This window comes from Hymenobacter lucidus (assembly GCF_020447265.1).
In the GTDB taxonomy this organism is placed as follows: domain Bacteria; phylum Bacteroidota; class Bacteroidia; order Cytophagales; family Hymenobacteraceae; genus Hymenobacter; species Hymenobacter lucidus.
In genome coordinates, this window is the sequence record NZ_JAJADR010000004.1 from 217,367 (window position 1) to 237,529 (window position 20,163).

20 protein-coding genes are annotated in these 20,163 nt (G+C 59.1%); 13 read left to right on the forward strand and 7 right to left on the reverse strand.

What is annotated here, in order from left to right; all coding sequences use genetic code 11:
• Positions 1-12 precede the first annotated feature (12 nt).
• The 3 genes from LGH74_RS15005 to LGH74_RS15015 all read left to right on the forward strand — a co-directional run bounded on the left by LGH74_RS15005 (position 13) and on the right by LGH74_RS15015 (position 2,863).
• Entirely contained in the window at positions 13-1,353 is a 1,341-nt protein-coding gene (locus LGH74_RS15005; protein ID WP_226176905.1) for an SGNH/GDSL hydrolase family protein, read from the forward strand.
• Positions 1,354-1,666: 313 nt separating this feature from the next.
• Positions 1,667-2,158 (forward strand): lipocalin family protein, encoded by a 492-nt coding sequence (locus tag LGH74_RS15010; RefSeq protein WP_226176907.1) that lies wholly within the window; start codon positions 1,667-1,669, stop codon positions 2,156-2,158.
• A 210-nt stretch (positions 2,159-2,368) separates the two neighbouring features.
• Entirely contained in the window at positions 2,369-2,863 is a 495-nt protein-coding gene (locus tag LGH74_RS15015) for a hypothetical protein (protein ID WP_226176909.1), read from the forward strand.
• Positions 2,864-2,935: 72 nt separating this feature from the next.
• Here the strand turns inward: LGH74_RS15015 and LGH74_RS15020 are convergent, their stop codons facing one another.
• A complete protein-coding gene (locus tag LGH74_RS15020) occupies positions 2,936-3,931 on the reverse strand; it encodes a YpdA family putative bacillithiol disulfide reductase (protein ID WP_226176912.1) in 996 nt (331 codons plus the stop codon).
• A 128-nt stretch (positions 3,932-4,059) separates the two neighbouring features.
• Between LGH74_RS15020 and LGH74_RS15025 the strand changes: the two genes are divergently transcribed.
• Positions 4,060-4,521: a lipocalin family protein gene (locus tag LGH74_RS15025; protein WP_226176914.1), complete on the forward strand. Its 462-nt coding sequence runs from the start codon at positions 4,060-4,062 to the stop codon at positions 4,519-4,521.
• A gap of 86 nt (positions 4,522-4,607) precedes the next feature.
• On the opposite strand, the gene LGH74_RS15030 is transcribed toward LGH74_RS15025, so the two are convergent.
• Positions 4,608-5,027: a DoxX family protein gene (locus tag LGH74_RS15030; RefSeq protein WP_226176916.1), complete on the reverse strand. Its 420-nt coding sequence runs from the start codon at positions 5,025-5,027 to the stop codon at positions 4,608-4,610.
• Positions 5,028-5,163: 136 nt separating this feature from the next.
• Positions 5,164-8,031, reverse strand: coding sequence for a DNA polymerase I (polA, locus tag LGH74_RS15035; RefSeq protein ID WP_226176918.1), 2,868 nt, complete (start codon positions 8,029-8,031; stop codon positions 5,164-5,166).
• Positions 8,032-8,114: 83 nt separating this feature from the next.
• Between polA and LGH74_RS15040 the strand changes: the two genes are divergently transcribed.
• The 5 genes from LGH74_RS15040 to LGH74_RS15060 all read left to right on the forward strand — a co-directional run bounded on the left by LGH74_RS15040 (position 8,115) and on the right by LGH74_RS15060 (position 12,719).
• The gene (locus LGH74_RS15040; RefSeq protein WP_226176920.1) at positions 8,115-8,291 is read left to right on the forward strand and encodes a hypothetical protein; all 177 of its coding nucleotides are present in this window, start codon (positions 8,115-8,117) and stop codon (positions 8,289-8,291) included.
• Positions 8,292-8,357: 66 nt separating this feature from the next.
• Entirely contained in the window at positions 8,358-8,615 is a 258-nt protein-coding gene (locus LGH74_RS15045) for a hypothetical protein (protein WP_226176922.1), read from the forward strand.
• An 84-nt stretch (positions 8,616-8,699) separates the two neighbouring features.
• Complete coding sequence (locus tag LGH74_RS15050) at positions 8,700-9,344, forward strand: DUF1684 domain-containing protein (protein ID WP_226176924.1); 645 nt, start codon at positions 8,700-8,702, stop codon at positions 9,342-9,344.
• A 44-nt stretch (positions 9,345-9,388) separates the two neighbouring features.
• A complete protein-coding gene (locus tag LGH74_RS15055; RefSeq protein ID WP_226176929.1) occupies positions 9,389-9,991 on the forward strand; it encodes a 3'-5' exonuclease family protein in 603 nt (200 codons plus the stop codon).
• Positions 9,992-10,211: 220 nt separating this feature from the next.
• Positions 10,212-12,719: a T9SS type A sorting domain-containing protein gene (locus LGH74_RS15060; RefSeq protein WP_226176930.1), complete on the forward strand. Its 2,508-nt coding sequence runs from the start codon at positions 10,212-10,214 to the stop codon at positions 12,717-12,719.
• Positions 12,720-12,801: 82 nt separating this feature from the next.
• Here LGH74_RS15060 and LGH74_RS15065 read toward each other — a convergent pair whose 3' ends face one another.
• From LGH74_RS15065 to LGH74_RS15075, 3 genes are all read right to left on the reverse strand, one after another.
• Positions 12,802-13,623 carry a TPM domain-containing protein gene (locus tag LGH74_RS15065; RefSeq protein WP_226176931.1) on the reverse strand — a complete coding sequence of 274 codons (822 nt, stop codon included), beginning with the start codon at positions 13,621-13,623 and terminating at the stop codon, positions 12,802-12,804.
• Entirely contained in the window at positions 13,620-14,075 is a 456-nt protein-coding gene (locus LGH74_RS15070; protein ID WP_226176932.1) for a TPM domain-containing protein, read from the reverse strand. Before LGH74_RS15070 ends, LGH74_RS15065 begins: the two co-directional genes overlap by 4 nt.
• Positions 14,076-14,161: 86 nt before the next feature.
• Positions 14,162-14,740: a LemA family protein gene (locus tag LGH74_RS15075; protein WP_226176933.1), complete on the reverse strand. Its 579-nt coding sequence runs from the start codon at positions 14,738-14,740 to the stop codon at positions 14,162-14,164.
• Between the two features lie 182 nt (positions 14,741-14,922).
• Here LGH74_RS15075 and LGH74_RS15080 point away from each other — a divergent pair, with 182 nt between their 5' ends.
• Together LGH74_RS15080 and LGH74_RS15085 are read left to right on the forward strand one after the other, a co-directional pair.
• Positions 14,923-15,921, forward strand: coding sequence for a sugar phosphate nucleotidyltransferase (locus tag LGH74_RS15080; RefSeq protein ID WP_226176934.1), 999 nt, complete (start codon positions 14,923-14,925; stop codon positions 15,919-15,921).
• Positions 15,922-15,957: 36 nt separating this feature from the next.
• Positions 15,958-16,599: a DUF4272 domain-containing protein gene (locus LGH74_RS15085; RefSeq protein WP_226176935.1), complete on the forward strand. Its 642-nt coding sequence runs from the start codon at positions 15,958-15,960 to the stop codon at positions 16,597-16,599.
• Positions 16,600-16,606: 7 nt separating this feature from the next.
• Here LGH74_RS15085 and LGH74_RS15090 read toward each other — a convergent pair whose 3' ends face one another.
• Positions 16,607-17,812, reverse strand: coding sequence for a hypothetical protein (locus tag LGH74_RS15090; protein WP_226176936.1), 1,206 nt, complete (start codon positions 17,810-17,812; stop codon positions 16,607-16,609).
• 316 nt (positions 17,813-18,128) lie between these two features.
• Between LGH74_RS15090 and LGH74_RS15095 the strand changes: the two genes are divergently transcribed.
• A complete protein-coding gene (locus LGH74_RS15095) occupies positions 18,129-19,499 on the forward strand; it encodes a hypothetical protein (RefSeq protein WP_226176938.1) in 1,371 nt (456 codons plus the stop codon).
• A gap of 106 nt (positions 19,500-19,605) precedes the next feature.
• Positions 19,606-19,998, forward strand: a complete 393-nt coding sequence (locus tag LGH74_RS15100) for a hypothetical protein (protein ID WP_226176940.1) — start codon at positions 19,606-19,608, stop codon at positions 19,996-19,998.
• Positions 19,999-20,163 lie beyond the last annotated feature (165 nt).

The window sequence follows — 20,163 nt, forward strand, 5'->3', positions numbered from 1 at the left end:
CCCTCTCGTCTCATGACTACTACAATGTTTCGCAAGTTTGTGCCCTTCGTGGCACTGCTGGGGCTGGGCATCACTGCGTGCCAACCCGACCTAGAAAGTGACTTCAAATCCAGCGCCGGTTCTGCCGACTTTACGCGCTACATCGCCGTGGGCAATTCCCTGACGGCGGGCTTCTCGGATAACGGGTTATATCTGGAAGGCCAACTCAATTCGTATCCTAATCTGCTGGCCACGCAGTTTAAGGCAGCCGGCGGGGGCGAGTTTGAGCAGCCTTTGTTCAACTCAGCCCAAAGCAACGGCAGCGGCTACCTGCGTATCACCGGTTTCGACGCGACGGGCAACCCCATTATCGGCAACGTGGCAGCAAATGCTGCCGTGGGTATCGGAGCCGATAGCAAGACGCCGCTGCTGGCCAAGTACACCGGCACCGGCAACCAGAACCTGGGTGTGCCCGGCATCCGCATCGCCGATATCACCACGGCCGGGTATGGCCTGAACAACCCAGTTGGCTTCAACCCTTACTTTGAGCGTATGTTGGGTACTTCGCCCGCCAGCTACTTGCAGTATGTGCAGGAGCGGGTAAACACCATCAAGCCAACCTTCTTCACGAACTGGTTGGGCAACAACGACGTGCTCGGGTTTGCTACCGCCGGTGGCGTAGGTGCTACACTCACGCCGGTGGCCGAATTCACCACCAAGTACAACCAGATGTTGGACGTGCTGACGACTGGTGGCACCAAAGGCCTGGTAGCTACCATTCCGAACGTGACCAACGTACCGTTGTTCACGACGGTGCCCGTAGCAGCAGTTATTGCCAGCATCAAAGCCAACCCACAGATTCCGAATGCCAGTGCTGCCAGCCTCTACATCCGGACTGGTACCAACACGATACGGGAGGCTACGGCCAACGACTTGCTGCTATTGCCTGCGCGGGCCGTTATCGGCACCGGTGCTACCCAAACTACGCTGCCTATTGGCGTAGGCTACAGCGCTACGATGGCCAACCCGCTGCCCAGCCAGTTTGTGCTGGATGCTGCTGAAATTACCAGCGTAACGAACCGTACCAACGAACTGAATGCCGTCATCACGGCAGAAGCCCAGAAGCGCAATCTGGCCCTGTTTGATGCCAATGCTTACTTCACTACGGTTGCCCGTAACGGTGTAATCACCAACGGTATTACCAACACAGCTAGCTTTGTGACCGGCAACCTGTTCTCACTGGATGGCGTGCATCCAACGCCGCGCGGCTATGCCATTGTAGCCAATGAGATGATTAAGGCCATCAATGCAACCTACGGCTCGAGCGTGCCCCAACTGAACCCCGGCGCTTACCGCGGCGTGCGTTTCCCATAAGCACAACCTTCTGTAGAATAGCTGTTGAAAAGCTCTCCCTCTGGTCAGAGGGGGAGCTTTTTTGTTCCGGTCGAGGGTAATGTTGCTTTTTCATCTACTGGGAAATGCAGATAAGCTACATGTAAATGTGATGCAAAAAAATAATGGAAAATGTATAGATGCTGCAACGAGTATTGGGAATAGCCGGATCATGTGATGCGGGCTTTTTGCAAGGCGTGGGAGGGAGGCTATACCTTTGTTTCACACTGACAGACAGAAGTTTGGAAGTGTTGAAAAGGCTTTTTTCTCCAACCTCATACCCTTTGTCCGCGCTATGAAAACGCAATTCAACTTACCCCTGCTTGCCTTGTTGGCCGCCACTGCCATGGGAGCGTCATCCTGCAAAAAAGACAAGGAAAGCAACCCTGCACCTGCCAAGACCAAAACCGAGCTGCTGGCCGGCAAAGACTGGAAACTGGCGGCCCAGACGGTGACGCCCGGCCTGACGGCCGACGATGGCACCGTGGTAACAGATCTGTTTCCTTACCTGGACGAGTGCGACAAGGACGACCTGATGCGTTACGACGCCAATGGCACCTGCCTGCTGAGCGAAGGCCCCACGCGCTGCGACCCATCGAACCCGCAGCAGTACACCGGCACCTGGTCGTTCGACAGCAACGAGACGATTCTGAAAACCAACGTGCAGGGCCTGGGCAGCAGCAGCTTCAATATTATTGAGCTAAGCGACAACACGTTGAAAGTAAGCGGCATCCGGACGTTGACCGATGGCGACCATAAGTTTACCTACACCTATTCCAAAAAGTAGCCTGCCGCGGTAATTTTCTAAAAGCAAAGCAGCTGTCTTCTCACCCGAGAAGGCAGCTGCTTTGCTTTTAGGCGCTGGAAACTCATTGCTTCTATTAGCTTTGTACGCTGCTATTTGTGTGCCTGTCCCATTAGCCGTTTGTCAAGGCTTTAAGGCTTGCTTATGCGTCGCCAGTACCCGCTTGTATTTTCACCTTTTTTTATCCTCTCTATGAAACGTTTACCCATTGCCATCCTCGCTCTTGCCTGCGCCTTCACCAGCTGCAAAAAAGATAATGAGGATGTGAAGCCGCAGTCTAAATCTGACCTGCTGACGGCCAAAAGCTGGCGCGCTTCTGCTGCCGTATATACCATAACATCGGGCACTGCCACCAACAGCATCGACTTGTATAATGGCGTAGATCCGAACAAAAACCCTTATACGCCCGCTTGCACCAAAGACGATTTCCTCAAGTTCAATACCGATAAGTCGGCCGTGTTCGATGAGGGTGCCACCCGGTGCTCACCATCTGACCCCCAATCATCCAAAGGAGCTTGGGACTTCACCTCGAATGAGTCCAAATTGCTGTTGTCAGAAACCTCAACCAGCTCTTCCGGTGAGCTGTATGACATCGTTGAGCTGAGTGCCACAACGCTCAAAATCAAGCAGACGGAAACGGATAACAATGTGACGGAAACCTATCTGGTTACTTACACTGCTTTCTAGTTTTTAGCTAGCTGAGTATTACACGGGCCCACTGCTTTCTCAAAGGCAGTGGGCCCGTGTTTTTTACCGCTTCTATAAGCTTGTTGCAGCCAAATGAGCAGCAATAACGGCAGCGTGGTGGCGGCCGTTTTCAATAAACCAGCGGCTGGTATTGAGGCCGCCGCACACGGTACCGGCCACGTACACGCCGGGGCGGTTGGTTTCGAAGGTGTCCGGGCTGTGGGAGGGAGTGCGGGCAACATCGTCCTGGCAACTAATGCCTAGGGCGGCGAGCAGGCTATAGTCGGGGTGGTAGCCGGTGAGGGCATACACAAAGTCGGCGGGCAAGGTGGCGGGGCCTTCCGGGGTAAGCACGGCCACGCCGGCCGCCGAAATACGCTGAACGGTGGTATGGAAGTAAGCCCGGATACGGCCCTCGGCAATACGGTTTACTAGGTCGGGGCGAATCCAGTACTTTACCGACTCGGAAATGGCCGCGCCACGCACGACGAGTGAAACCTGCGCCCCGGCCCGCACCAGCTGCAAGGCGGCCTTGGCAGCCGAGTTTTTGGCCCCGATAACCACCACCTGCTGTCCAACGTGTGCATACGGCTCCTTGTAGTAGTAGCTCACGTGGGACGCATCTTCGCCGGGCACGCTCAGGCGGTTGGGAATATCGAAAAAGCCGGTAGCAACGATGACGTAGCGGGTAGCCAGACGGCCTTTTTCGGTGACGACTTCGTAGGCGCCGGGCTGACCTTCGAGGCTCAGTACCCGCTCGTAGAGGCGCAGGGGCAGCTGCTCGGCCACGGCCACGCGGCGGTAATAGTCGAGGGCATCTTCGCGCAGGGGCTTGTAGTGGGCGGTGGGAAACGGATAGCCCCCGATTTCGAGCAGCTCGGGCGTCGAAAAGAATTCCATATTGGTAGGGTAGCCCACCAGCGAATTGACCAGCGCACCCTTATCGACCACGCATACGCTGAGGCCCCGGCGCCGCACTTCCAGCGCGCAGGCCAGCCCCACGGGCCCGGCCCCGATAACGACGGCATCGAAAGTAGCCGGTGCGGCGGAAATTGTATTCTCGTTCATATCGGGTACTATACCAGCGGCAGCGGGCCAGTGTTTAAGATAAAATGCCTGATGAGGAGTGAAATGCTTGGTAGCTAGCTGCAAATGAGCTTAACTTGGTCCACACTTTTCTTAATTCAATTACTTTCATGCAACGCTCTTCCCTTATTGTACTATCTCTACTGCTGGTAGGCTCGCTCGGGTCCTGCAAAAAAGATGAGGTTGAATCGAAAGCCGGTACGCTGACCGGCAAAAAATGGCAGGTAACGGCCGCCACCGTCACGTACACCGGCTCCCAGACGGGTACCGAGGATGCGTATAAAACGCTGGAGGCCTGCGAGAAGGATAACTACATTGTCTTCAACTCCAACAAGTCGCTGGAAGTAAACGAAGGCAAAAATGTGTGTGCCGATAGCGAGCAGATGGCTATGGGTACCTGGGATATCAACTCGGACCAAACCAAAATCTACATCAACTCACCGGAGCTGGGTGGCAGTGCCGCCGTACAGATGGACATTGCCGAGCTGTCGTCGTCGAAGCTGGTGCTGAAAAACACCATCGTGCAGCCCGACTTGACGGCCGTGACCACCACTACGTTTACGGCCCAGTAAACCCACGAAGTCAGCTGTTGTAAGCATACGAAAAGGCCGGAACCCGCGCAGGATTCCGGCCTTTTGTATTTTCCGGGTGCTGGCAACTATTTTCTGCGTTGCAGGTTCGTGAGGGCGCCCGTCGACCACAGCGCCGTGGCAATGAGCACGGGCTGGAAAAACAGCCGGCCGAGCCGCTTGCCATCGGTATCGAGGCCAAAAGCGGAAATGTGGTGAGTGTACTGGTGCACGTTGCCGGGAAACACGGCCGCGTAGAAAGCCCCCAGCCCCAGGCCCATTTCGGTGCGACGCCGCTTCCAGAGTAGCAGCGCCAGCCCCAGCCCGATTTCGACCACGCCCGACTGCAGCACTACCGTATCCTTGTCGAGCGGCACAAAATCCGGCACCTGGGCCTGAAACTCGCGACGGGCAAAGGTGAGGTGGCCAATGCCGGCCACAACCATAAAGCTGCCCAACAGCACGCGGGCTACATCTTGTAGGGGAGTAGTGGGAGTCTGGTCGGGCATGGGTTTTCCTGGTGAAGGTGAATCCGGCTATACGGCTCACCGCCCGGTCGGATACTAGTCGGGCGCAAAAAAGCCCGTCGTGCGGCGGCAGGCGCAGCACGACGGGCTAAGTAAATAAGGCTGCAAATTCCCTCGCCTAGTGCGCCTGCAGCCAGTTTTGGCCGGTGCCGGCTTCCACTTCCATGGGCACGCTCAGGGGCAGGGCGTTTATCATCAGCTCCTTGATGTGGGGAATGACGTAGTCGACCTCCGTTTTGGGCACGTCGAACACGAGTTCATCGTGGACCTGCAGAATCATCTTGGTGCCCAGGTTTTCCTTTTCCAGCCAGTCGTGGATGCGAATCATGGCAATCTTGATGATGTCGGCGGCCGTGCCCTGGATGGGGGCGTTGATGGCGTTGCGCTCGGTGAAGCCCCGCAGCGTGGCGTTGCGCGAGTTGATGTCGCGCAGGTAGCGGCGGCGACCCAGTAGGGTTTCGGCGTATTCCTGCTCCCGGGCTTTGTTGATGCTGGCGTCCATGAATTGCTTTACGGCCGGGAATTCCTCGAAATAAGCGTCGATGATATCCACGGCTTCCTTGCGGCCGATGCCCAGGCGCTGGGCCAGTCCGAAGGCCGAAATGCCGTAGATGATGCCGAAGTTGACGGTTTTGGCCTTGCGGCGCATTTCCGAGTCCACCTCGCTCAGGGGCACCTTAAACACCTTGCTGGCCGTGCTGCTATGAATGTCGATGCCCTGGCGGAAGGCCTCAATCATGGTGGCGTCCTGCGAGAAGTCGGCCATGATGCGCAGCTCAATCTGGGAGTAGTCGGCCGCTACCAGCACGTGGTCGGCATCACGAGGCACGAAGGCCTTGCGGATTTCGCGGCCCTTCTCCGTCCGGATCGGAATATTCTGCAGGTTGGGGTTGGTGCTGGAAAGGCGTCCGGTAGCCGTTACGGCCTGGTTGAAGCTGGTATGTACGCGGCCGTCCAGCTCGCACACCAGCTGAGGCAGGGCCTCCACGTAGGTGCTGCGCAGCTTGGTGAGCTGGCGATGCTCCAGCACCAGCGCCGCCACCGGGTTTTCGACGGCCAGTACGCTCAGAATCTCCTCACCAGTAGCGTACTGGCCGGTTTTAGTTTTCTTGATTTTTCCGCCGCCGAGCTGGAGCTTGTCGAACAGGATTTCACCCAGCTGCTTGGGCGAGCCAATGTTGAACTCCTGGCCGGCCGCCGCGAAAATCTGCTTCTCGATGTCGGTGATATAGCCCTGCAGCTCGGCCGAGTATTCGCCCATGGCCGAGGAATCAATCCGGACACCTTCGTACTCCACGTCGGCCAGCACCGGTACCAGCGGATTTTCTACCTCGTTCAGCAGCTTCAGCAAGCCCAGCTCAGCCAGCTTGGGCTCGAAAACGTGCTTGAGCTGCAGCGTCACGTCGGCATCCTCGCAGGCGTAGTCTGATACTTCGGCCGGGGGCAGGTCGGCCATGGTCTTCTGCTTTTTGCCCTTGGGCCCAATCAGCTCGATAATAGACACCGGCGTGTAGTGCAGGTAGGTTTCGGCCAGCACGTCCATATTGTGGCGCATGTCGGGCTCCAGCAGGTAGTGGGCCAGCATGGTGTCGAACAGCGGTCCGCCGATGCGGATGCCATAGTGCTTGAGAATGGTCAGGTCATACTTGATATTCTGCCCGATTTTTAGAATGCCCTCGTGCTCCAGAAACGGCCGGAACTCGTCTATCAACGCCTGCGCGGCCGCCTGGTCGTCGTGGGGCACGGGCACGTAGTAGGCCTCGCCGGGCAACCAGCAAAAACTCAAACCCACCAGGCGCGACGTCATGGTATCGAGGCCAGTGGTTTCGGTGTCGAAGCTGACTTCCTTCTGGAGCAGCAGGAACTTAAGGAGTTCTTTGCGCAGCGCGGGCGTGTCGATGAGGTGGTACTGGTGGGGGACTTCGGCCAGGGTGCGGCGGGTGGTGGGCAGCGCGTCGGCCGGGTCGGTTTCGATAAACTCGGTGATGCCCACAGGGGCTGCGAACAGCGAGGCCTGGTGGCCGGCCCCGGTGGGCACCAGGCTTTTCTTGCCTTTGGCAGGACTAATAGGTGTAGCCGAAGTACGGACCGGACCGGTTTTGAGGATGCGGGCGGCCAACTGCCGGAACTCCAGCTCGTCGAACAGGGCGGTGAGCTTTTCCTCGTCGGGGGCCGAGCAGCAGAGCTGTTCGGGCTCGAAGGGCAGGGGCACGTTTACGTGAATGGTGGCCAGCTCCTTGCTCAACAGACCCTGCTCGGCGAAGTTGATGACGTTTTCCTGCTGCTTGCCTTTCAGCTCGTGGGAGTGGGCAATCAGATTTTCGACCGAGCCGTACTTCTGGATCAGGGTTTTGGCCGTCTTCTCGCCGATGCCGGGAATGCCGGGAATATTGTCGGAAGCGTCGCCCTGCAAACCCAGAATGTCGGTGACCTGCTCCACCCGCTCTATTTCGAAGCGCTGCAGCACGTGGGCCAGGTCCAGCACTTCGGCCGAGTTGCCCATAAAGGCGGGCCGGTAAATCTTGATTTTCTCGGTGACGAGCTGGCAGTAGTCCTTATCGGGCGTCATCATGTACACCTCCTCGAAGCCGTGCTCCTCGGCGCGTCGGGCCAGCGTGCCGATAACGTCGTCGGCTTCAAATCCTTCCAGAATCAGAATCGGAATATCAAAGGCCTCGATAATCTTCTTAATGTAAGGAATGGCCGTGCCGATATCCTCGGGCATGGCCTGGCGCTGAGCTTTGTAGGCAGCAAACTGCTCGTGGCGAAAGGTCTTCTTGGGGCCGTCGAAGGCCACGCCGATGTGGGTGGGCTTTTCCTTTTGCAGCACTTCTACCAGCGTGTTGGTGAAGCCCAGGATGGCCCCGGTATTCATGCCCTTGGAATTGATGCGCGGGTTTTTGCTGAAGGCAAAATGGGAGCGGTAAATCAGGGCGAAGGCGTCGAGCAGGAAAAGCTTGCGGGGAGTCTGGGTGATGTCGGTCATAGCAGGGCGAAGGTAAGCAACGGGCAGGGCGTTGCAGCAGCGGAATGAGGGTTAGCTTAGTTGGTTATTCTAAGCAACGGAGAATGAAGATACTACTACGCATTACGGCTTTGTTGGTAGCTGTCCTGGCCACTTATCTGCCCGTACGTGCCCAGACTGTGGACCCCGGGTTTGCATCCATCAGCATGTACTCCCCGGCAACTGTTGCACCAGCCGCCGCCGTGTACGCGACGGCGCAGCAGCCGATGGCAAACTGCTGATCGGGGGCTTCACCCAAAGTATACGGGCAGGCGCGGCTGGGAATCGTCCGTCTCACGGCCCCGGCAGTGCTGCACGTAACCAATGCCTGGCTGCAGGCCCGCACCCAGGCTTGGCCCATGCCCGCCCACAAAGCCCTCAACCTCTCGCTCGATGCGGAGGCCCAGCCCCGGAGCGTGGAACTACCTGATGCCGTAGGGCGCGTGGTGCTCACGCAGCCCCAGCCTGCAGCAGGTACACGCTGCCCCTGCGCGGTTTTCGGGCCGGCGTGTACCTGTTGCGCGTCGACTACGCCGATGGCCCCGTCACGCGCCGCATCGTGGTAGAATAGGCGGAGTATGGGCCGGGCTTTGTATGTTTGTTGCCGTTCCACCCCGGTGAGGCGGCCTGCTTTTTAGTGTCAAATAGATATGAATAGGACCAGCTGGCGAGGCATCGTCCTGACTTTGGCAATGGTAGTGGGCCTGGTAAGCTACGGCCGCGCCCAGAGCGGCTCACGGCTCACAAAGGCCGCGCATGCCGACAGCATCCGGGCATTTCAGCAGGAGCTGGATGCCGAATACCGAGACCCGGCCCAAACGCCGCTGCCCGCCGAGGCGCGGCCGGCTTTCCAGGGCCTGCCCTTCTTCCCGGCCGACTACCGCTACTACGTGGAAGCCACGTTTGTGCGCGACTCGCTGTCGGCGCCGTTCAAAATGAAAACCACCGGCCTGCGGGAGCCCGAATACCGCAAGTACGGCGAGCTGCACTTCGTGGTGGATGGTAAAAAGCTGAAGCTGAGCGTGTACCAGGGCCTGGAGTTGATGCGCAAGCCCGGCTACGAGGATTACCTGTTTGTGCCCTTCACCGACCCCACCAACGGCCACGAAACCTACGGCGGCGGCCGGTATATCGACTTCCGGATTCCGAAAGCCAGCGTGGTGCCCCTCGACTTCAACCGGGCCTACAACCCCTACTGCGCCTACAACACCAGTGGCAAGTACTCGTGCCCGGTACCGCCCGCCGAAAACCGCCTGCCGGTACCCATCCGGGCCGGGGTGCGCGCCGACCATTAAGCCTGGGCGGCACAAACCTCGCCCGGGCCGTATAGCCGGGGCATATGCGCTACGTTTCCCTAGACCTCGAAACCACCGGCGGCAATGCTGACCGGCACCAGATTATTGAACTCGCGGCCGTGGTGGAAGACACGCGCCACCTGCTGCCCCTGACTGCGCTGCCCTCTTTCCGGCGCGTGGTGCGCCACCCCGAGTACGTGGGCACGGCCGGCGCCCTGGCCCTGAATGCCCGCCTGCTGGAAGAGCTGGCCCGCAAAGACGATAACCCCGAGCTCTGCACCCCGCCCGAGCTGGTGCCGCAGCTACGTGGGTTTCTGCTGCAGCACGGCTTCAAAGTGGACAAGCACGACTGCGTGGTCGTGACGCTGGCAGGCAAGAACATCGGGCCGTTCGACGTGCCGTTTCTGCGGCATTTGCCGGGCTGGGGCACGCTGGTGCGCCACGAGCCCGCCCTGCTCGACCCGGCCGTCTTCTACCTGAACTGGCGCAAAGACACGCGGCTGCCCACGATGAGCATCTGCAAGGCCCGCGCCCATTTCGCCGACGACACCGTGGCCCACCAGGCCCTGGCCGATGCCCTTGACGTGGTGCAGCTGCTGCGTCCGTTCTACGAGCTGCCGCTGTACAAGCAGATCAACCAGGAGTAAACTGAAAACGACTTAGTCTGAATTCCGGCCAAGCCTGGTGCGGGGAAGTAGCTTCGTTGGAGCTACCTTCGGCCTGGCCTCAGCCCGCATAAGCTGCCACAAGAGTGTTCTGCTATATATCAGGCCTTTTTCTGCCTGATTGGTAGGGTGCTTGCAACGCCCGGCCGCTTGTCTGAATCACCTGCTTACCGATTTCTTATTTTCTCCTTATCTCCCTTTCATGAAGCTATTCCGACTCCTGCTGTGCAGCCTGCTGCTGTTGCCACTGCTGGCGCCCGCCGTTAGTGCCCAAACGCTGGACCCCTCTTTCACCCGCGCCACTTCCTACGCCCCCGCCTCGGTGTATTCCGTGCTGGTGGATGCCGCTGGTCGGCGCGTGGTCAGTGGTACTTTCTCCCGCGCCAGTGGGGTGGCCACCAGCCGCCTGGTGCGCTACGATGCCGCTGGCACGCTCGACCAGAGCTTCCTGCAGAATGTGGGCGTGGTGAATGAAATCCTAAAGGTGAAAAATGCCCCGGGCAATAAGTACCTGCTCGTAGGGCTGAGCAACGAGATAACCGCGGGCGGAGCCATCCAGAAAGGCTTGTCACGACTCAATAGTGACGGCAGCATTGATGCCACCTGGACTTCGACTACCGGCGCCGAGCTTGGCGGCACCGATGGCTTCGTGGACGACTGTGCCCTGCAACCCGATGGCAAAGTCGTGGTAGCCGGCTATTTTGATACCTACAACACTAGCCCAGCCAACAACCTGGTGCGCCTGAATGCGGATGGCACCGTGGATGCCAGCTTCAATATTGGCTTTGGGGCCAGTGATGAGGTGTATACCGTACTGGTGCAGCCCGACGGCAAGATTCTGCTGGGCGGGTACTTTTCGACTTTCAATGGGCAGGCCTGCAGCGGTATTGCGCGGCTCAATGCCAACGGCAGCTACGACGATACCTTCGTGCCAACCCTGGAGGCCGGCAGCGTCGTGACGGATATTACAGTGCAGCCCGATGGTAAAATCCTGCTGGCCGGCAACCTGAACCCCAGCAGCACCAACATAGGCCTGCTACGGCTCACCGCCACTGGCACCGTCGACAGCGGCTTTACGCCCCCGGCTTTTGCCTCCGGCAGCATCGGCAATCTGTATTTCGATAACAACATTGTGCTGCAGCCCGATGGTAAAATTCTGGTGAGCGGCTTCTTCTCGCTTAGCGCGGGCGGCCCGGCCAACGGCGTGGCCCGCCTGAATGCCAACGGTACGCTCGATGCCTCTTTTCAGGTGGGAGCCGGGCCCAATGGCTCCATCACCGGGCTGGCGCTGCAGGCCAACGGCACCGTGTTGGTCAGCGGCTATTTTTCGGCTTTCAACGGCCGGCAGTCTGCGCTGGTGCAGCTAAGCAGCACCGGGGCGCTGGATGCGGCTTTTGTGCCCACGTTTCAGCTGCCCGGGGTCATTTACGCCGTGGCGCGACAGGCCGATGGCAAGCTGCTGGTAGGCGGCACATTTACGGAGCTCAACGGGCAGGTGGCATACCGGCTGGCTCGCCTCAACGCGGATGGTACTTTGGATGCCGCATTTTCGGGCAACACCGGCGCCCTACCCGGCCCCGTCAACGCCATCCAGATTCAGCCCGATGGCAAAATCCTGCTGAATTCCTCGGCCTTGGTGCTGCGCCTGAACGCCAACGGCAGCTACGACAACACGTTTACTGCGGCTTTCTTTCAGGGCCTTATCAATGCCCTGGCGTTGCAGGCCGACGGTAGCCTACTGGTGGGCGGCCGGCTGACTTCACTCAATGGCACGGCCGTCTATGGCCTGGTCCGGCTGAGAAGCACCGGCGCTGTGGATGCGGGTTTTCTGCCCGGCGTGCCCACCGGCCTGGGCCAGATAAGCGTTGTAGAGGATGTGCTGGTGCAGCCCGATGGCAAAATTGTGGTAGCCGGCACGTATCAGCAGGGGAATAGTACCACCGCCCGCGTAGTACGCTACGAGGCCACCGGCACTGTCGACAATTCCTTCGTCAATACCGGTTCCTATACCAACACCACCCCGGCCAGCGCGCGGGTGTATGCGCTGGCCCGGCAGGCCGACGGCAAAATTCTGGTGGGCGGCTTCTTTGGTCTGTATGATGGCAATGCCCGCTCCAGCCTGGCCCGTCTGAATGCCGATGGCACGCTGGACGCCGTTTTTGCAACGGGCACCACCATAACGGGCGCAGTGTATACGCTGGCCGTGCAGCCCAACCGGCGTATTCTGCTTGGCGGCTCCTTTACTTCCTCGGGCTTGCCTTCTAACCTAGCGCGGGTGCTGGAAGATGGGCAGCCCGATGCTACCTACGCCCGGACCGCCGTGCCCAACAGCGCAGTGCAGGCCGTGCTGGTACAGCCCGATGGTGGCATTGTGTTGGGCGGCAACTTCGCCGCTATTAGCGGCCAGCCCGCAATGAGCATTGCCCGCCTAACGGCCCCGAATGTGCTGCACGTAGCGGCCTCCGCCGCCGTAGCTGCACGCACCCAGGCCTGGCCCGTGCCGGCCCACACCACGCTGAGTCTCTCGCTCGACGCCGTTGCCCGGCCGCAGTCGGTGCAGCTGCTCGACAACCTGGGCCGCACCGTGCTGAACCAGCCCGTAACGCAGCCTACACTCACGCTGCCAGTTGAGCAGTTACGCGCCGGGGTGTATCTGCTGCGCGTGAACTATGCCGAAGGCCCGGTGACGCGCCGCGTGGTAGTGGAGTAAGGCAGAAATTCTACCCTAAGCAAAAAGGCCTGAACCACATCGGTTCAGGCCTTTTTGTTGGAAACTGATTCGGAAACAATTCTTACCAGCTGCCGCTGGCGCCGCCGCCGCCGGAGGAGCCGCCGCCGAAGCCGCCGAAACCACCTCCGCCGCCACCGAAGTCGCCACCACCGCCAAATACGCCGCGGCCGCCACTGAAGTCGCCGAAGATGAGGGGCGGAATCATGCCGCCGCGGAACCCGCCGCCCCGGCCACCGCCGCCACCGCGGCTGCGCATCAGGATGAAGAGCACGATGATGCCGATAACCAGCCAGAACATCCAGCCCGAGCCGCTCGAATCCCGGCGGCCGCGCTGGGCGGGCGGGGCTTGGTCGGCCTGGTACTCTCCCTTGGCCAGCGCAATGAGCTGACTGGTAGCCCGGTCGAGGCCCTCGTAGTAGCGCTGCTCGCGGAAGGCGGGCACAATGGTGTTGGAAATAATGCGCTTGGCCAGGGCATCCGGAATGGCGCCTTCGAGGCCGTAGCCGGTCTGGATACGGGCCAGGTGCTCGTTTTCAGCCACCAGCACCAGCACGCCGTTGTTTTTGCCTTTCTGCCCGATACCCCAAGTTTCGTAGAGCTTCTGAGCGTAGTCGGCAATTTCATCGTCGCCGAGCGTGGGCACGGTTACCACCGAAATCTGGGACGAAGTCGAGTCGTTGTAGGCCACCAGCTTCTGCTCCAGCGCCTGCTCTTCGTCGGGCTGCAGCATATTGGCCAGGTCGTTGACCAGCCTCGGCGGATTGGGGCGGGGCGGCACCTGCTGGGCCCAGCTCAGGCCGGTGCTCAGCACCAGCCCGATGAGGAGCAGGATCAGGAGGAATCTGCGGCGCAGGTGCTGCAGAACAGGGGAGAGGTTGCTCATACGCGAGGCGGCGCAGGGTCGCCATATGAAATAGAGTCGTCGAGCTCGTTTTTGTCGGTTTTCGCGTCGTAGGGGAAGTAGCGCTTGAGCTGCTCGCCTACCATGCGTACCCCGCGCTCCAGGCCCACCACGTACTTGCCGGCCCGGAAATTTTCGAGCACGGTTTCCTTCGTGGTTTCCCAGAAGTCGTCGGATACGGCCGCGTTGATGCCTGAGTCGCCGATGACGGCGAACTGCCGGGTTTCCCAGGCTAGGTAAAACAGCACGCCGTTGCGCTGGGCCGTTTTGTGCATACCCAACTCGGCAAACACCTGGGCGGCGCGGTCCAGGGGCTCGGGCGTGGGGCAGGTATCTTCCAGATGAACCCGAATTTCACCGGAAGTCGTGATTTCGGCTTGCCGGATGGCGGCCACCAACGCGGCTTCCTGCTCCGGGGTAATAGGATTGGTCATGTTGCGTGTTTTTGGCTATTCGTTTTTGGTTTTTGGTTTTTGGCAGGGTGGTGCCAAAAACCAAAAACCAGAAACCAAAAACGAACCTAGAACTGAACGGTAGGCGCTTTTTGCGAAGCCGCATCGGCCTCAAAGTACGGTTTCTCCTTAAAGCCGAAGATGCCGGCAAAAATGTTGTTGGGGAACGACTTAACCGTGCCGTTATAATCGTTGGTAACGGTGTTGAACTTGTTGCGCTCCACGTTGATGCGGTTTTCGGTGCCCTCAATCTGAGCCTGCAACTCCTGGAAGTTGGCATTGGCTTTCAGCTCGGGGTAGTTTTCCGATACGGCCAGCAGGCGGCCCAGGCCGGAGCTAACCTGGCTTTGGGCTTCCTGAAACTGCTTGATGTTTTCGGGCGTCAGGTTGTCGCCCGAGAGCTGCACGCTGGTAGCCTTGGCGCGGGCGTTGATGACGTCGGTCAGCGTCGACTTTTCGAAGTTAGCGGCTCCTTTCACGGTATTCACCAGGTTCGGAATCAGGTCGGAGCGGCGCTGGTAGGCGCTCTGCACGTTGGCCCACTGGCTTTTTACGGCCTGGTCCTTCGACACCATCGTGTTGTAGCCGCACGACGACTGGGAGAGAAGTACGACCAGCCCGAGCAGGTAGAGAAGAAGACGTTTCATGTGAAAAAAGAATAGGGAGTTGAAAGGAAAAAGGGGAAGAAGCGGGTTAAGGTAGCAGTTCGGTACTACAAACCGGGTGCTACGGCTGGGTTTGCAGTACGAATTCAACTCATTGCGGTTGTACTATGGTCCGCTCCCGCAATGATTCACTATTTTGCGGACTTACGCCTGTTTCATAACGCATGAAAGCTGTTATCCCCGTCGCTGGTATCGGTTCCCGGTTGCGCCCCCACACCCACACCCAGCCTAAGTCGCTGGTGCCGGTGGCCGGCAATACCATTTTGGGCCACATCATCGACCGTTTGCAAGGTGCCGGTATTGAGGAGTTTGTCTTTATCATCGGCTACCTGGGTGAGAAAATCGAGAGCTACGTCCGGCGCCAGTATCCGCACCTGCGCTCCACGTTTGTGGTGCAGGAGCCGCGCGAAGGTATTGGTCACGCCCTGTGGCTGGCCCGCGACACGTTTCGCCACGACCAGGACGGCGTGCTCATCATGCTCGGCGACACGATAGTAGACGTGGACCTGCCCGAGCTGCTGCGCACTAGCGGCAACGTGCTGGCCGTGAAGGAGGTGAAAACACCTTCCATCTTCGGCGTGGTCGAAACCAGCAATAATGGGAAGGTGACGAAAGTAATTGAGAAGCCGCGCATCCCAAAGTCGAACTACGCGCTGGTAGGCCTCTACAAAATTGCTGATCCGGCCTGGCTGGCCTCGGCCCTGGAGCGCATGATTGAGCAGGATTTGCGCACGCACAACGAGTTTCAACTCACCGATGCGCTCATGCTTATGATTCAGGACGGCGCCCAGATGACTACCGCGCCCGTGGACCACTGGTTTGACTGCGGCCGGAAAGACTCCTTGCTCGAAGCCAATGCCAAGCTGCTGAACCGCCCCGAGTTTCTGAGCAACAAGTACCCCGAGTTTCCTGATACCATCATCATTCCGCCTGTCAGCATCGGCAAGGACTGCACAATTTCGCATTCCATTATCGGGCCCAACGTGGCTATCGGCGACCGGACCATCGTCAAAAACACGATTCTGAGCGACTCCATCATCGGCTCCTACTCCGAGTTGCGCTCGGCCGTGATGCACGACTGCATCGTGGGCTCCGACGCGTCGTTTCGGGGCCTGAACCATAGCCTGAACATCGGCGACAACACTGAAATCGACTACAGCTAAGCCATTTTTCTCCTGCAACCTCCATCTGGCCTGGCCATGAGCGAAGAATTCAAGTTTCAAACCAAAGCGGAATCGGAAGGCAAGGTGCTGGCCCTGGGCGGTCGGATCTGCGACTGGTTGCCGGTGCTGGATACGCCGGCCATTCGCGCGGCAGTAGAAGTACAGGGCCGCATGAGCGTGCTGAATGCATTAATCAACATTTCCTTCCAAGCCCCGGTCGACGTTATTCGTAACTGGCTGACCCAGCATGATTTGCTAGTGTTTCTCTCGCCCGAGGAAGAATCCCTATTGGCCAAAGACAACGACGAACTGACCGAGCAGCAATTGATTAATCTGCGCTGGAGCCTGGAAAGCCTGTGGGCCCTGATGTGGGCTACCGGCATGACCGACGAGCTGGCGCCCACCGAGTGGTGCGGCGACGATATGGCGTCGTTGCTGCCCAATCTGGAAGCTAACGAAGACAACACCAAGCTGACGCAGCCCCGCACGCTCCGGCCCGAGGCAGAGCTGTACCAGATGCTCGACTATTATTACCGCCTACACTGGTACTGCGTGGATGAGCGCCTGAACGGTCGGGAAGCACTGGTGTCGGAGAGTCTGGTGTATGAGCGGCGCAAGGCCCTGGAGTGGGTGTTCAGCCGGGCCCAGGACTGGGATGACGTAGAAATGAGCACGTAAGCGGCTGCTACTCGTAGGTAGGCGCAACGAGCGAGTAGCGTACCGCACTGCTGCTCAGCGTATCGACGTAGAGGGTGAGCTTGCTGCCTAAGCCAGAGGCAAGGTGAAACCGGACTTCGGTAGGGCGCTGCGGCGCCGCAAACTTGCGCAGCCGACTCAGACTAATGGGGCGGTGTGCCTTCGGGTTGTCGCGGGAGAGTACGAGTAAAATATTATTGCCCGCGTCGAACAAATAGTGGGAGCGGGTCTGGGCCAAATATTGGTGAATGAAGCCGTAGCCCATTTCTGCCTGAGTTCCGTGAAAGTTGAGGATGCCTGTTTCGCGTCCGTTCAGGTCGAGCAGGCGGGCGTTGGGGCCTTTTATCTCCCGGTTGGTCATTCCGCCATCCGCATCAATGTAGGTTTCGCCCTCAGCCACCGCTAGTACCGTATTGTCGTCTACGAGTAAGGCACCGGCCACTTCTTCATTTTTGCGGGCCAACTTTACGTGCCGACCATCGGCATGCACGATTTCGTAGGAGGTGAGCAGGGTGCGGCCGTCGGGGGTCAGGGTTATATCGTCTTTGGCTCCAAAGGCCCAGCCCTGCATACCAATGTGACGCACCTTGCCGGTAGCTGCGTCCAGCAGTAGTAGCGCCTCACCACCGTCGTCCGTGTCGTGCAGGTAAAAAGGCACGACAAAGGCCAGGGCATTGAATTTGGGCAGATAGCCATAGAAGTCGGGGGGCGCGGCAAATGACATGTTGACGTGGTCGGGGCCCATAGTGGCGGCAAAATCGGCTTTGTGCAGTGTCGTGGTAAATTTCGGCTTGCCCTTGGCATCCATCAGGCGCACGGTGTACTCCACCTCGTAGCCGTAGCTGCCCTCCAGCGCCATGGCTTCCGATTTGGCCGTTACTACCTCGGCCGAATCGGTTGGGTCTTTGGGTACAGGCAGGCGGTGGTGGGAGTCAGTGGCGGCGCTGGTTAGCACCCGGTACTGCTGGCTTCCGATGCTGACAAGTGGCGGCCGGTGTGTCGAATCGGTCAGGGAATGGAGCGTAACGAAGGCCGCAGCCGTATCGGCTATGGCGGGCCCCGGGTGGCGCACCACAGCGGCGGGAGTGGCAGCCTCCGCGGGGGTGGCAGGAGCCGAGGTAGCCGTGGGCTGGCGCGATTCGCAGCTCATCAGCGCGGCACAAAGCAGCAAGGCCGCTAAAAAGGATTTGACCATAAGTATAACACAACCAGCCAAGCCCACCGACGAGCCCCAAGTTGGGCGATACAAGATGAGTAACTACCCGCAAATAATCCAGTCTGCCCAAAGCGGCCAGTAACTGATAAGTTACCTCATTTGATCCGGTAGCGGCCCTTTGGAATAGTTTTAACCAACTGATGAGCACCGGCTTGCTCACTGCACCGGGCCGGCGTGCGGTTTTTGCCGTAAAATTTTATAGCCTTACGTACGTTCCACCCACAACCTGCCGGCCGTGCTGGCAGTACGCAGAGGGCGGCGCTCCGTCGACGGCTCTTAATTTGTTCGAATGCATTTGACTAGTTCTTTCCGTCTGCTTCCGGCTGTGGCCCTTGGGCTGCTGCTCACCGGCTGCTACTCCCGTGATGATATCAAGGGCCAGGCCGGCACCGAAACCCCGGCGGAGGTGCCACCCACCGAAGTGCCCGGCGCGGTAGCGCCCAAGGAAACTGCGGCCCCGGCAGTTGCGGCCGATGCGGGGGCGGCTGGCCCGCTGCAGGCCATCAATGTATTTCTGGAAGTATCGGGTTCGATGGAAGGCTTCATGCCCAAAACCGGAGGCAGCGGCTCCAATACCCGCTTTCAGCAGCACGTAGCGCAATTTTTGTCGGAAGTAAACCGCAGCAGCGCGGCCCGCAAAACCTTCTTCCGCATCAAGGAGAAACCCTACCGCGACTCCTACCAGCAACTCTCCCAAACCGTGCGCGGCGGGATTCAGCAGCCGGCCAGCAGCACCGACATCCCCACGGTGCTCGATACGCTGGTGAGCGGCTACTACGCGCCCAACACGGTAAACGTGTTGATTTCGGACTTCATCTACTCGCCGAAAAACGCCGGGGCCATTCCCTACATCAGCACCGACATTACCGATGCCCTCAACCGCGCCCAGCGCCCGGATCTGGCCGTGTCGGTGTACGGCTACGCCTCAGATTTTCGCGGGGCCTACTATCCGGCGCTGAAAACGGCTGTCAGGAAAATCAACAGCTGCTGCGACACCGATATTCCCTACTACTTCTGGGTTATTGGGCCGGCCGATGCCGTGCGGCGCTTTGACGCCGCGCTGCTGGAAAAGCAGCCCGCCCAGCAAGTCCACTTCGGAGTGAAATATCCGGTGCCGGCTTCGTCGCTGCTGAGCCGCTTCCAGAATGTGGGCTCCTGGTACTACGGTGAAAAAGACGCGAGCAAGCGGGCCGCCGGCGCTTCCTACCACACCGTGGCCGTGAGCAGCGTATCGGCCAAAGGGCCGGTGGAGTTTGTGGTGGGCCTGGATCTGAAAACCCTGCCCGGCCTGTACCGGGATGTTAAGTATCTAAAGCCCAACTTGCAGCTGCAGGCTCAGGACACCGACGCGAAGATTATCGACGTGTTTGCCGCCAACGACCAGACAAAAAACAGCAGCGGGGCCGAAAATCAGTACACGCATTTCGTGAAAGTGCGCGTTACCAAGCTCGGCAAGGCAGCCCGGCCGCTCCAACTGGTGCTGAAAAACCAGCGCCCGGCCTGGATCAGCCAATGGACCACCAAAAACGACAGCAACATCAATCAGGCCGGGGCCAAGACGTTTGCCCTGAGCAGCCTGCTCGACGGGGTAGAGGCCGTAACGGCTACGGATCAGGAGAAAGCGCCGGTTTTCACCATTCCGCTCACCCTGCAGCCCGCCGACTAAGCCCGGTAACGTGAACCACCGTTTCCCGTATCATCCGCACTTGCTTTAATTCCTCCCAACCTCGTTCCACGCCCTGCAAACCACCGTTTGCGCTACATTCCGCACTATGAAAGGTTTCTTCCGCTTTCTGTACGAACTCATCGGCACGCCCCAGCCACCTTCCGAAACGCCCGTGTACCGGGAGGTAATTTTCCCCAACGTGGGTTTGCTCACCATCGGCCTGTCGTTGGCAATGGTCCTGATTTTCTACTACCTCATCAACAAGGCCATGGGCGTGGCCACCTTTAATAAGGTGCGCCACTGGGTTATTTTTCTGATAATCAACGCCCTGTTGGCTTTCATTATCGGCATCTGGCAAACCAGCTCCCAGGAAGTAGCCTCGCACTCCTACGTGTACTGGATGTCGACCTGGAACGCTATTCTGGGCCTGTTCTGGTTTTTCCTGTTCTCTGTGCTGCTCAAGCGTGGCTCGACCAACGCCAGCACGACTCCTTTTTAGAGCCAGAAAACTAGTTTCCCTCCTCAAATGAGAAGGGGTTAGGGGCGGTTGAAGTGGCAGAACGATTATTAGAGCTATAGCTGAGAGTCGTTCCCGCTAAACAACATCAACAACGAGCCAACCACCCCAGCGCCGCCTTCGGCAGCGCGTCCCCTCCTCAGCTGA